Below are 12576 nucleotides of genomic sequence, written 5' to 3' on the forward strand. Positions count from 1 at the left end.
GCTTGTCGCCGACGATCGGCCCGACCTTCGGGAAATAGGCCTCGGAGGGAACAGAAGCCTTCGAGGCGATCCGCGCGTCGACCGGCAGATAGTTGCGATCCTGGCGCGAAGCGGCTTCGCGGTAGTTGGTCAGGTACAGCTCGAGTTGCTGTCGCTTGGCGGTCGCGTCGCGCTGCAGTGCGTCGAGATCGACCTGTTGTTCGCCGGCCTGCGCCGAAGCGGCCTTCAACGTGTTGACGTCGGCGACAAGCTGGTTCTCGCGGGCCTTTGCCGTCTCGGCCTGCATCAACAGGCCTTTCATGATCTTCTGGGCCTCGCTGCGGATCTGTGCGTCGAGATCGGACAGTTGCGATTTCAGCGCGCGAATGCGCGGATGATTGCCAAGCAGTGTCGTCGACAGATCGGCGATGTTGGAGCGCAATTCGACTTGTCGCTCGCGCAAGCGCTGGATCAGGTCCGATGACAGAACCTCCGGCACGGCATCCAGCGAACCGCCATTCTGCAGCGCCCTGCGCACACCGTCGGCGGTCGCTTCGGCCGCGGCGCGGTTGGCGCGCACTTTCGACAGTTCGCTCGACAGTTCCGAAAGCTGCTGGGTGGCCAGCACCGAATTGTTGCCACCCATCAGGAGATCGGACTGGGCGCGATAGGCGGCGACCTTCGCCTCGGCATCCTTGACCTGCCGCTGCAGGTCGGCGATCTCGGGCGCCAGGAAGTCTGCCGCGGCGCTGTTCGATTCGAGCTTGGCCGCCCCTTGCCCCGCTATATAGGCGGCGGCGATGGCGTCGGGTACGGCGGCCGCGAGCTTGGGATCTTCCGATGAGAACTCAATGGCAATGATGCGGGTCTTCTCGACGCCATAGACGTTGAGCTTCTCGTGCATTTTCTTGAGCACGCGCTCTTCCGTCGGAATTTCCATCGGGTCGCTTTTCAGGCCGACCAGGACCAGAGCGCGGCTCAGCGCCGACATGTCGAGCGCTTCATTGAACTCGGGCAGTTTTTCCAGACCAAGCTTTTGCGAGACCTGCTTGAGGATTTCGTTGGAGGAGATGATCTGGACCTGGGTGGCGACGCCCTGTTCGTCGAGAATAGGCTTGTCGGTGTCGTTGTTGTTGCTGGCCGGCCGCGTGTAGATGGATTCGCGCGGCGCGATCTCCACCTGCGTCTCGGCCTTGTAGTGCCGGGTTGCCAGCGAGGCGAAAGCAAAGGCCAGCCCGGTTGCCAACAGGACGACGAGGACTATACGCAGCCAGTTCCTCGCCAGGCTGGCGAAGAGCTGCCTGAGATCGACATCGACATCTGCGGCCGCGGACTGAACGGACATGCATCCCTACTCCGATACTGGGTCAGCACGCACCGTAAACAACTATGGTAACTCAGCCGTTAAGATCGTGGTAAGTTTCCGTTAGGGTTTACTGGCGGGCGACAAACAAAACCGCCAAGAATCACAAAAACTCTTGCCGATGCGCCACGTGCCGGCCGCTCCCTTTACCGGCCATTAACCCTAACAGGATGATAACGGGCCTCGATCCCTGATGTTTGCTGCGACGCCGCAGTGGCCCAGTCGAAGGTACTTGTCCGGTCATGAAAAGCACTGCTTCCCTGTTTCGCGCGCTGCTTGCCGTATCGATGCTGGCTGGCTGTTCCAGCTACCGGCCGACGCCGGCCGCCTTCCATGAGGTGCTCGATCAGCCCTACCGTCTTGGCGCCGGCGACCGCGTCCGCGTGACCGTGTTCGAGCAGGACGGGCTGACCAACACCTACAGTGTCGATCAATCCGGCTATCTCTCCTTCCCGCTTGTCGGCGCCATACCGGCGCGCGGCCACACCGCGCAGCAGATGGAAAAGGAGATCGCCGACAAATTGCGGCAAGGCTATCTGCGCGATCCCGACGTTTCGGTGGAGATCGACCGCTACCGGCCGATCTTCGTCATGGGCGAAGTGGGTGCCGCCGGCCAATATTCCTATGTTCCCGGCCTGACGGTGCAGAAGGCGATCGCCATTGCCGGCGGCTTCACGCCGCGCGCCAACCAGGAAAGCGTCGACATCACCCGCGACATCAACGGCAAGGTGATGACCGGCCGCGTGGTCACCTCCGACCCGCTGCTGCCGGGCGATACGGTCTACGTCCGCGAACGTCTGTTCTGACAGACACCACGTGGCGGACAGGCTCAGGATCGTCCATTGCTTTCGCTCACCCGTCGGAGGAATTTTCCGGCATGTGCGCGACCTGGCCGAGGCGCAGGTCGCCGCCGGGCATTCGGTCGGCATCGTCTGCGATTCGACGACGGGCGGCGCGTTCGAGGAACATTTGTTCGAGCAGATGAAGGGCATGCTGGCGCTCGGCATTCATCGCACGCCGATGCAGCGCCATGTCGGTCCCGGCGACCTTGCCTCGGCTTGGCGCACATACAGGATCATCAAGGAATTGCGGCCGGACGTACTGCATGGGCACGGCGCCAAGGGTGGCGCCTATGCCCGTCTGTTCGGCTCATTGTTGCGGGTATCAAGGTCTCGCGTAGCCCGCCTTTATTCGCCGCATGGCGGTTCGCTCCACTATGACGAGAGCACGGTCATCGGAAAGCTGTTCTTCGCGCTCGAGCGCTTCATGGCTCGTTTCACCGACTATCTGCTGTTTGTCTCGGACTATGAGCGGCGGACCTATCGCCACAAGGTCGGCGAGCCGCCCATTCCCAACACCCTCGTCTATAACGGCCTGCGCGCCACTGAATTCGAGCCGGTGATCACCGAGCCGGACGCAGCCGACCTGCTTTATATCGGCATGATGCGCGACCTGAAGGGACCGGATATCTTCATCGACGCATTGGCCCTCGCCGGCCCACAGTTCGGCCGCGCACTGACCGCGGTGATGGTCGGCGACGGCGACGACCTTGCGCGTTACCACGGGCAAGTGAAACGCCTCGGGCTCGAGCGCCATGTCCGCTTCCTGCCGCCGATGCCGGCCAGGGAGGCCTTTGCCCTTGCCGCGCTTATCATCGTTCCCTCGCGCGCCGAAGCCATGCCCTATATCGTCTTGGAAACGCTTGCCGCGGGAAAGCCGATGATCGCAACCGCGGTCGGCGGCATCCCGGAGATATTCGACACCGGTTCCCCTGCCCTGATCCGACCTGACCCGATCGAGCTCGCCGACAGGATGAGCCAGGCGCTGGCCGACCCGGTCGCCTATCGCGACCTGATGCCCGATAACGCCAACCTCAAGGCACGCTTCGGCGCCGATGTGATGGCCGCCGACATCGAGAAGGCCTATTTCGCCGCGCTCGACAGGTAGGCACAGGGCCAAGCCGTTCCAAAGCCATACGTTGTTTCAAGGGTTTCTTAGCTCTCTTTTGCTATGACCGTGGGGAAGTTTGCGGAAGGCCCTCATGAACGAGATCGACCCCGCGCGCCGCTTTTCAGCAGAGGCGGTGCGTAAATTCGACGGCCCGGCCGATGGCGACACGCCAAGCGGCATGAACGATGTCGCCCGCCAGGTCGCCTCGCAATACCGACGCGATACGATGTCGCCGATCATGGTCAGCGGTGTCCTTCGCATGGTCGAATTCGGCTTGCTGTTCCTGTCGGGACTCGCCGTCTATTTCCACTATGTCGGATTCTTCAACTATCTCGCCTGGCAATATCCGGTGACGATCGCAGCCGGCTCATTCCTTGCCGTGGTGCTGCTCGACGTCACCGACTGCTACCAGATCGTCGCCCTGATGCGGCCCATCGCCAATTTCGGCCGCGTGCTGCTCGTCTGGGCCGGCACTTTCGCCCTGATGGCGCTGACGGCATTCGTCATGAAGATGTCGCAGGACTATTCGCGCCTATTGTTCGGCAGTTGGTTCGTCATCGGCTTCGTTCTCATCTTCGGCCTCAGGCTGGTGATGTCGAAGCTGATCCGGGCCTGGGCGCGCGATGGCCGCATGGAGCGGCGCGCCGTCATCGTCGGCGGCGGCAAGGCGGCGGAAATCCTGATCCGCTCGGTCGAAAAGCAGCCCTACAACGATATCCGCATCTGCGGCATCTTCGACGATCGCGGCGACAAGCGCTCGCCGCCCATCGTCGCCGGCTACCCCAAGCTCGGCACCATTTCGGAACTGATCGAGTTCGCCCGCATCGCCCGCATCGACATGCTGATCGTATCGCTGCCGCTGACCGCCGAATCGCGTGTTCTGCAGCTGCTGAAGAAGCTGTGGGTGCTGCCGGTCGACATCCGGCTTTCGGCGCATTCCAACGCGCTGCAATTTCGCCCGCGCGCCTATTCCTACATCGGCGCGGTGCCGATGCTCGACATCTTCGACAAGCCGATCAACGACTGGGATTCGGTCGCCAAACGCGCCTTCGACATCGTCTTCAGCCTGATCGGCATCGTCGTGTTCTCGCCAGTCATGCTGGCGACCGCTATCGCCATCAAGCTCGACAGCAAGGGGCCGGTGCTGTTCCATCAGAAGCGGCACGGCTTCAACAACGAGATCATCGAGGTCTACAAGTTCCGTTCGATGTATACGGACAAGGCCGACCCGACCGCCAAGCAGACGGTGACCAAGAACGATCCTCGCGTCACCCGCGTCGGCCGCTTCATCCGCAAGACCTCGATCGACGAGCTGCCGCAGTTCTTCAACTCGCTGCTCGGTTCGCTGTCGCTGGTCGGCCCGCGTCCGCATGCCATCGCCGCGCAGTCGCACAACCTGCTCTACAACGAGGTTGTCGACGGCTATTTCGCCCGCCACAAGGTCAAGCCCGGCGTCACCGGCTGGGCGCAGATCAATGGCTGGCGCGGCGAGATGGACACCAACGAGAAGATCCGCATGCGGACCGAGTATGATCTCTACTACATCGAGAACTGGTCGCTGCTGTTCGATTTGCGGATCCTGTTCCTGACGCCGCTCCGGCTGCTCAATACGGAAAACGCCTATTGAGTGCGATCAGCCATGATCTGCCGCGCGCGGCGGTCAACGCCAAGCTGGTCGCGCTGATTTCGTCGGGCGCGGTCTTCCTCGGCATTCTGCTGTCGGGCTTCGTCATCAGCGAGCCGGCGCCCTATGAGCTCTACATGGCCGGGCTGATCGCCATCTGGGCGCTTTTCGGCTTGAGGATTTCCCGCGCGGCCACGCCCTTATTGGTGCTGCTGGTGACGATGAACATCGGCGGCATGATCTCCATGACGCAGATGGCGGACCTCGCCAACACGCCGCTCTATCTCGCCGTGTCGCTGTTTCTCGCCTTCAGCGCGGTGTTCTTCGCATCGATCACCGCCGTACAGCCGAGCCTCTACCGGCTGATCTTCATTGCCTATGTGGTCTCGGCCGTGGCCACCTCGCTGCTTGGCATTGCAGGCTATTTCCATGCCTTTCCGGGCGCGGAGATGTTCACCAAATACGATCGCGCCGCCGGCGCCTTCCAGGACCCGAACGTGTTCGGCCCGTTCCTGGTGCTGCCTGGCATCTATCTGCTCTATCTGCTTCTGACCGGACCGGCGACACGCATGCCGCTGCTGGCGGTGCCGCTGCTGATCATCACCGCCGGCATCTTCTTCTCCTTCTCGCGCGGCGCCTGGGGCATGTTCACCGTCTCGGCCGTCCTGCTCACCGGCTGCCTGTTCCTGCAGAGCGCCAGCGGCAAGTTCCGGCTCCGTGTGGTGGTGATGACGATTGCAGCACTGGCGCTGCTGGTCGTCGCCATGATCGTCATCCTGCAGCTGCCCGGCGTGTCGGAGATGTTCTCCAACCGTGCCCAGCTCGAACAGAGCTACGACACCGCCCGCCTCGGCCGCTTCGCCCGCTACGGCATCGGCTTCCAGATGGCGATGGAGCATCCGTTCGGCATCGGCCCGCTGGTCTTCGGCACGATCTTCGGTGAAGACACCCACGACATCTGGTTGAAGATGCTGATGGATTATGGCTGGCTCGGCTTCGTGTCGTTCCTGGCGCTCGTCTTATGGACGATAGCAGCCGGCTTCCGCATCCTGCTGCGCGACCGGCCGTGGCAGCCCTATCTCCTGTGTGCCTATGTCGCCTTCATCGGCAATATCGGGCTCGGCACCTTCATCGACATCGACCACTGGCGCCATGTCTACCTGCTGCTCGGCCTGATCTGGGGCGCCATCGCGCTGGAATACAGGCACCAACGGCTGTTGCGGCCTGCCTTGCAGGGCTCGCCGGCACCGGCAATCGCAGCGGTATAAAAGTCGCGGAATTCGGTTGACCCGCACGGGGTTATCACGATACATCGCGACCGGTCCGGAGTGTAGCGCAGCCCGGTAGCGCACTTGACTGGGGGTCAAGGGGTCGTCGGTTCGAATCCGGCCACTCCGACCAATTCAAAGCAGGACTTTCCCCCGAAGTCCGCCCCTCCAGATGCCCCGGTCAGCCCGGCCAAATCTCGGATCGGGGCACCATGTCCTGTGCGCTTGAGCTCCGGCTTGGTGCTAATGCTACCTCTGGCACACATCCACCCACTCAGCGCCGGTAATCTCAACCATGCGCTGCGGCGCAATCCGCACCGCCGCATTGGTGGACCCGGCCGCGGGCACCACCTCGTCAAACTCGCGCAGCGACACGTCGCAATAGACCGGAAGCGGTGCCGGCAGGCCGAACGGGCAGACGCCGCCGACCGGATGGCTTGTCGCTTCGACAACCTCGGCGGCGTCGAGCATCCGCGGCTTGCCGCCGAACTGGTCCTTGAACTTGCGGTTGTCCAGCCTGGCGATGCCGCTGGTCACCACCAGCATGGCGCGGTCGCCGACGCGCAGGCAGATTGTCTTGGCGATCTGGGCCGGCAGCACGCCATGCGCCTCGGCCGCCAACATCACCGTCGCCGAGCTCGCCTGCGTGACGATGACGTCGATGTCGGGCGCGTGGGCGGCGAAGAAGGCACGAACGGATTCCAGGCTCATATCGAAAACCCATGGCTCGAAAAGCTTGATGGACGGCAGATTGCGGTTCGGCAGCCGGGGGCCGCCGCGCGTATAAGCACGTGCGGCATACAAATCGGCAAGCCCCGGGCTGAAGCAGACGCCGGCAGGTACAAAGAAACCCGCCAAGAGGGGCCTTGGCGGGTTCTCTGGAATGCGTGGCGCGGATCTAAGCCAGCGATCGACCTTGCGCCGCCGGCCTCGGCGCAGCCGGGGTGATCAGAGCCTCCTGGGGAAGGTGAAGCGCGGACACAATACGACGCAGCTTCGACGGGTCGGTCACTCTGCCGCTTTCGATATCCTCAATCTCGTCCACCGCCAGGCCGCATGTCAGGGAGAGCTCTTCCACGCTGTAACCGCGGGTCTCCCGCATCGCTCTGAGGGTATTGTAATCTGGCCCGCTTCCGTTGGTTGCCGGTTCGGAGTGGGCTTCGCTTTTCGCATTATGGGGCATTGGCAACTCCATGACTGAAAGAGTTTGATCAAATGAGGAGTGTTGCCTGAGACGGTCGGGAAGATGCCCTCTCGCCGGCGATTTGCCAAGAGCCAAAAGGGCCGTCACGGGATCGTGAACCAGGTGCCTGGCGCGGCCCTCTCGCGCACACGTCGCGATCAAGTTGTTTTGAAGGTCCGATCAGCCTTTTGCCGGCAGTTTCGCCGCGCTCGTTCGTTATCTCCGGGTCGCTGGCGTGAAACCATCCGGTTCCAGCCAGTTCGTTCCCGGAAGGATTTTTTGCAATGAACCTGAAGACAGTCATGGTCGTGCTCGGCACGATTTCCAGCCTTTCCGTCGCCGGCGCGGGCGCCGCCCAGGCCGCAGACGCGCTGCGTGTGCGCGGCACGGTGGTCAGCTTCGAGCCCACGCTGCTCACCGTGAAAACGCGTCAGGGCGATACCGATGCGATCAAGCTCAAGGCTGGCTGGAAGATCTCGGGCGTCGCCAACGCCTCGGCAAAGGACATCAAGCAGGGCGATTTCCTCGGCATTGCCTCTGTTTCGAAAGCGGATGGCGGCAGCGGCGCCCTGGAGGTGGTGGTCTTTCCGGCCGCGCTGAAAGGCACTGGCGAAGGCGATCGTCCCTGGGACCTGCAGCCAAACAGCCGGATGACCAACGGCACCGTCGCCGACGTTACCGATATAAGCGGGCGATCCGTCACCCTGACCTATGACAATGGCCAGACCAAGAAGATCTCGATCCCCGACACCACGCCCGTCGTTACCTTCGCGCCGGCGACGCCGACCGACCTCAAGCCGGGTGCGACGGTCTTCGTCACCGCTGAGCGGGGCAGCGACGGCGCGCTGAGCGCCAGCCGCGTCGTGGTCGGAACCAACGGCGTCGTGCCACCGATGTAGTCGAACAGGCGGCCGATGGCCGCCTCTCGATCTTGCCGTGCATGGTGACGGGAGGCTGGATTGGGTAGAAACAGTCCAGAAACAAAATTCTACAATCGGGAAATACTGACGAAAAAATTCAGGCGCGTAATTCCATTCGCGGCGGCCGGGCTATCGCCCCGATCCATATGCGCCCGCGAAACAAAAGGAAACGATCCATGAAGAAGTCCCTCCTCTCGGCCCTCGGGCTTGCAGTTGCATTGGCTTTCACGGTGCCCGTCATCGGCGCGACGAGCGCGGATGCGGCCCCGATGGCCAAGCATCATCGTCACCACCATCATCACCGCCACCATGTCCGCCACCACCATCATCACCGCCACCACCACCACCATGTGATCGGAAACAAGGCCTAAGCTCCGCAGACCGCCACCGAGAAGACCGGCCTTGGCTTCCTGTCCAAGGCCGGCTACTCCGCCCCGCGAGGCTCGATCGCGGACTGGATCGACAATTCACGCAAATCCACGCGCGACGTCGTCGTCTATCCCCGGCGCTGGTATGGCACCACGACCAATCCGGCGTTCGCCAGCGAAATCGAGCGGCTCTGGCGGCTCGACCAATCCGCATTTCCTGCGCCGGCTGCACAGAGGTGTCAGGCGCCTCCAGCGACAACAGACATAGCCGACCGCAAGGAAAATGACGGATCACCTTGAGGCGAGCCGTCACTTCTCATGCTCGTATCCCTGGGATTTGGGTTCTAGAATTCAGCGCCGGCTGAACAGCAGACTGGCGACAAGACCGAGCACCACAAGGCCCACCGCCGCGGCAGCCGCCGGATGGTCGCGGGCCGACCTCTCGATCACCCTGCCCTGTTTACGGATTGCCGGCATGGCGTCGCGCAGGCGCCCGGCAAGATCGGAATAGGTGTCCAGCGCGGCATCGCGACCGTCCTCGTAATACGCGCCGCCTCGCCTTGCCACGGCCCTCTTCAAGCTGGCCAGTTCCTTGGTAAGAGCAGCGACCTGCCTGTCGAGATCAATGTCGGAGAGGGTCGAAAATGATGCCATTGGTATGTTTCCTTCACTTGCAGAAGGAAGCGTAACGCCTCACCGGAAGACGGGTTCCGGCTTTCGAACTGTCGATGTCGCGTCGGGCCGCGGTCAGCGCACCTGGTCAAGCAGGCGCTTGCATTCCAGGAGGTCGAACAGCGCCTCCTGCAGCAAGGCCCTGTTGTCGCGCGAGAGTTTCGACGCATCCGGCTGCACCGGACCCTCCTCGTCGCTCTTGCCCAGGCCGAAAAAGCGGCGGCTGGGTTTGACGCGGGGCTGGCCAACCAGTTCGTCGTCCATGCCGCGCGGCTGGGCCGCAGGCGTCAGCGGCACCTGATCGGCCTGCTTTCGCTGCGAGATCGCCTCTACGGCGGCCATGTCGCCATTGCCGATGGCAACCAGGAAATGGTTGCCGTTCTCGCGCAACAGCTTCTGCACGCCCTTGATGGTGTAGCCCTGGTCGTAGAGCATGTGGCGGATGCCCTTGATCAGCTCGACATCCTGCGGCCGGTAGTAACGACGGCCGCCGCCGCGCTTCATCGGCTTGATCTGGTTGAAACGCGTTTCCCAGAAGCGCAGCACATGCTGCGGCAGATCGAGATCTTCGGCGACCTCGCTGATGGTACGAAAGGCGTCGGGGCTCTTGTCCATGGGCGAATCCTCACGCTGGACGATGATCCGGCCTACCTGCCGAATCGGGGCTTATTTCAGCGGTTTATGAAGCAATATTCAAGCCCGGCGTCATGGCGGCGACGGTTTTCAACCGCGCAGTAGGACTACTTGCCGCTTTTGGCCTTGCCGCTCTGATGGGAGCGCAAGATACGGCTCTTCAGCACATTCGACGACTTGAAGGTCATCACCCGACGCGGCAGGATCGGCACTTCCTCGCCGGTCTTGGGATTGCGGCCGATGCGTTCGTTCTTGGAGCGGACGTGGAATGTCGCGAAGGACGACAGCTTCACCGTCTCGCCGCGCACGATGGCTTCGCAGATTTCATCCAGCACCGCTTCGACGAGCTCGGCCGATTCAGTGCGCGACAGGCCGACCTTCCGGTAAACTGCCTCGGCAAGGTCGGCGCGCGTAAGTGTCTTTCCCCCCATGCGACCGTCCCATCAGCTCAAAACATAAAATTCGGCACAACAACGGCAGAGCCTAAGTAATTGATCCGTCAAGGTCAAGGACCGAAACTGGACCGTTCGGCACTTACCAGCGAACCAGGACAGCGCCCCAGGTGAAGCCACCGCCCATCGCTTCCAGGAGGACGAGATCGCCCTTCTTGATGCGGCCGTCGGCAACGGCCACCGACAGCGCCAACGGCACGGAAGCAGCCGAGGTGTTACCGTGCAAATCGACCGTAACCACCACCTTTTGCTCAGCTATCCCGAGCTTCTTGGCGGAAGCGTCAATAATTCGTTTATTGGCCTGGTGGGGCACGAACCAGTCGAGATCATCGGCTGAGATACCGGCTTGCGCGAACGTCGCCTCGATGACGTCGGTGATCATGCCGACCGCATGCTTGAAGACTTCGCGGCCCTCCATCCGGAGGTGGCCGACCGTACCCGTGGTCGACGGCCCGCCGTCGACGAAAAGCTTGTCCTTGTGCGTGCCGTCGGAGCGCAGGCTGGCCGCCAGAACGCCATGGTCGGCGATCGCGCCCGTCCCCTCGCCTGCTTCCAGGATCATGGCACCGGCGCCGTCGCCGAACAGCACACAGGTCGAGCGGTCGCTCCAGTCGAGGATGCGCGAGAATGTTTCCGAACCGATCACCAGGACACGCTTGGCCAGGCCGCCGCGGATGTAGAGATCGGCGGTGGTCACGGCATAGACGAAGCCCGAACAGACCGCCTGCAGGTCGAAGGCAAAGCCGTGATGCATGCCGAGCCGGTTTTGGATCTCGACGGCAGTGGCCGGGAATGTGTTGTTGGGCGTCGAGGTCGCCAGCACGATCAGATCGATGTCGGCGGGCGTGAGGCCGGCATTGGCAAGTGCGGCACGTGCCGCTGCTTCCCCCAGCGAAGCCGTGGTCTCGTCGTCACCAGCGATATGGCGCTGGCGAATACCGGTACGCTGGGCGATCCACTCGTCGGAGGTCTCGACCATGCCTTCGAAATCGGCATTCTTCATGATTCGGCGGGGCAGCGCGGCGCCCGTGCCGCGCACGACTGATCTGATCAAAGTTCTTTCCTATTCCTTTGCGTCGGTGACGACGTCGGATTTCCTAGATGACAGGGCACGCGGGTTGCGCGCATGAAACAGGTCCAGATCGGCCTCGATGCGGTCGAGGAGGTTGTTGCGGACCATGTCATAGCCGAGTTCGATCGCGGCGGCGAACCCGTCAGAATCAGCACCGCCATGGCTTTTGACGACGATGCCGCTCAACCCCAGGAAAACGCCGCCGTTGGACCGGCCGACATCCATCTTTTCGCGCAGGCGATCGAAGGCGCCCTTGGCGAAGATGTAGCCGATCCTGGCCATCAGAGTCCGGCTCATCGCCGCGCGCAGATAGCCACCGATCTGGCGCACCGTGCCTTCCGCCGTCTTCAGCGCGATGTTGCCGGCAAAGCCTTCGGTGACGACGACGTCGACCACGCCCTTGCCGATATCGTCACCCTCGACGAAACCGTGATAGTTCATCGAGGCCATGTTGGCTTCGCGCAGCATGCGACCGGCCTCCTTGACCTCTTCCTGGCCCTTGATCTCCTCGACGCCGACATTGAGCAGGCCGACGCTGGGCCGGGCTATGCCGAAGACCGAGCGCGCCATGCCGGTGCCGAGAATGGCAAAATCAATGAGCTGTTGCGCATCGGCTCCAATGGTCGCGCCGACGTCCAGCACCACGCTTTCGCCGCGCAATGTCGGCCAAAGGGCTGCGATTGCTGGGCGATCGATGGTGGCCATGGTGCGCAGGCAAAATTTCGACATCGCCATCAGCGCGCCGGTGTTGCCGGCGGAAATACAGGCGTCGGCCGTGCCGGCCTTGACCGCTTCGACGGCCTTCCACATCGATGACTTCCAGCGGCCGTGGCGCAGCGCCTGGCTCGGCTTGTCGTCCATCCTGACCGCAACTTCGCAATGGAAGAATTCGCTGATCTCGGCGAGCTTGGGAAATTTGGCAAGCTCGGGGCGCACGACCTCCTCACGCCCGAAGATGACGAAGCGGATGTCGGGACGACGGGTCGCGACCGTCATGAGCGCTGGTATGACCACGGCTGGTCCGTGATCGCCGCCCATGGCATCGATGGAAATCCTGATCACGCGGTATTTATCTCACGGTTAGGCGGCAGG

The 12576-nt window shown here is 62.6% G+C and carries 13 protein-coding genes, 1 tRNA gene and 1 pseudogene (1 of these 15 running past the window's edge); 7 read left to right on the forward strand and 8 right to left on the reverse strand.

Going from position 1 to position 12576, the window contains the following annotated elements; all coding sequences use genetic code 11:
• Positions 1–1324 (reverse strand): annotated as a pseudogene (locus EOB80_RS21975) (exopolysaccharide transport family protein) (its annotated part extends 830 nt beyond the left edge of the window); the annotation flags it as partial.
• A 260-nt stretch (positions 1325–1584) separates the two neighbouring features.
• On the opposite strand from EOB80_RS21975, the gene EOB80_RS21980 reads away from it, so the two are divergent.
• The 5 genes from EOB80_RS21980 (at position 1585) to EOB80_RS22000 (ending at position 6317) form a co-directional block, all read left to right on the forward strand.
• Positions 1585–2148, forward strand: a complete 564-nt coding sequence (locus tag EOB80_RS21980; protein WP_013532220.1) for a polysaccharide biosynthesis/export family protein — start codon at positions 1585–1587, stop codon at positions 2146–2148.
• A 10-nt stretch (positions 2149–2158) separates the two neighbouring features.
• Complete coding sequence (locus tag EOB80_RS21985; protein ID WP_127321730.1) at positions 2159–3289, forward strand: glycosyltransferase family 4 protein; 1131 nt, start codon at positions 2159–2161, stop codon at positions 3287–3289.
• 94 nt (positions 3290–3383) lie between these two features.
• Positions 3384–4919, forward strand: coding sequence for an undecaprenyl-phosphate glucose phosphotransferase (locus EOB80_RS21990; protein ID WP_127267065.1), 1536 nt, complete (start codon positions 3384–3386; stop codon positions 4917–4919).
• Complete coding sequence (locus EOB80_RS21995; protein WP_127329697.1) at positions 4916–6184, forward strand: O-antigen ligase family protein; 1269 nt, start codon at positions 4916–4918, stop codon at positions 6182–6184. The genes EOB80_RS21990 and EOB80_RS21995 overlap by 4 nt, the downstream gene beginning before the upstream one ends.
• 56 nt (positions 6185–6240) lie before the next feature.
• Positions 6241–6317 (forward strand) — tRNA-Pro (locus EOB80_RS22000).
• 116 nt (positions 6318–6433) lie between these two features.
• Here the strand turns inward: EOB80_RS22000 and EOB80_RS22005 are convergent.
• A complete protein-coding gene (locus EOB80_RS22005) occupies positions 6434–6895 on the reverse strand; it encodes a YbaK/EbsC family protein (protein ID WP_127329699.1) in 462 nt (153 codons plus the stop codon).
• Between the two features lie 187 nt (positions 6896–7082).
• The gene (locus tag EOB80_RS22010; RefSeq protein ID WP_127329701.1) at positions 7083–7367 is read right to left on the reverse strand and encodes a helix-turn-helix transcriptional regulator; all 285 of its coding nucleotides are present in this window, start codon (positions 7365–7367) and stop codon (positions 7083–7085) included.
• A gap of 284 nt (positions 7368–7651) precedes the next feature.
• Between EOB80_RS22010 and EOB80_RS22015 the strand changes: the two genes are divergently transcribed.
• Complete coding sequence (locus tag EOB80_RS22015; RefSeq protein ID WP_127272079.1) at positions 7652–8266, forward strand: hypothetical protein; 615 nt, start codon at positions 7652–7654, stop codon at positions 8264–8266.
• 197 nt (positions 8267–8463) lie between these two features.
• Positions 8464–8658: a hypothetical protein gene (locus EOB80_RS34835; RefSeq protein WP_206516832.1), complete on the forward strand. Its 195-nt coding sequence runs from the start codon at positions 8464–8466 to the stop codon at positions 8656–8658.
• 348 nt (positions 8659–9006) lie between these two features.
• Here EOB80_RS34835 and EOB80_RS22025 read toward each other — a convergent pair whose 3' ends face one another.
• From EOB80_RS22025 to plsX, 5 genes are all read right to left on the reverse strand, one after another.
• Entirely contained in the window at positions 9007–9309 is a 303-nt protein-coding gene (locus tag EOB80_RS22025; protein ID WP_127270978.1) for a hypothetical protein, read from the reverse strand.
• A 93-nt stretch (positions 9310–9402) separates the two neighbouring features.
• A complete protein-coding gene (locus EOB80_RS22030) occupies positions 9403–9942 on the reverse strand; it encodes a MerR family transcriptional regulator (RefSeq protein WP_127270980.1) in 540 nt (179 codons plus the stop codon).
• A gap of 125 nt (positions 9943–10067) precedes the next feature.
• Complete coding sequence (locus tag EOB80_RS22035) at positions 10068–10391, reverse strand: integration host factor subunit alpha (protein WP_013532231.1); 324 nt, start codon at positions 10389–10391, stop codon at positions 10068–10070.
• Between the two features lie 103 nt (positions 10392–10494).
• Complete coding sequence (locus EOB80_RS22040) at positions 10495–11466, reverse strand: beta-ketoacyl-ACP synthase III (RefSeq protein WP_127320649.1); 972 nt, start codon at positions 11464–11466, stop codon at positions 10495–10497.
• A gap of 9 nt (positions 11467–11475) precedes the next feature.
• Positions 11476–12546 (reverse strand): phosphate acyltransferase PlsX, encoded by a 1071-nt coding sequence (gene plsX / locus EOB80_RS22045; RefSeq protein ID WP_127272087.1) that lies wholly within the window; start codon positions 12544–12546, stop codon positions 11476–11478.
• Positions 12547–12576: the final 30 nt, after the last annotated feature.

It is taken from the genome of Mesorhizobium sp. M7A.F.Ca.MR.245.00.0.0, from assembly GCF_003997415.1.
Lineage (GTDB): Bacteria > Pseudomonadota > Alphaproteobacteria > Rhizobiales > Rhizobiaceae > Mesorhizobium.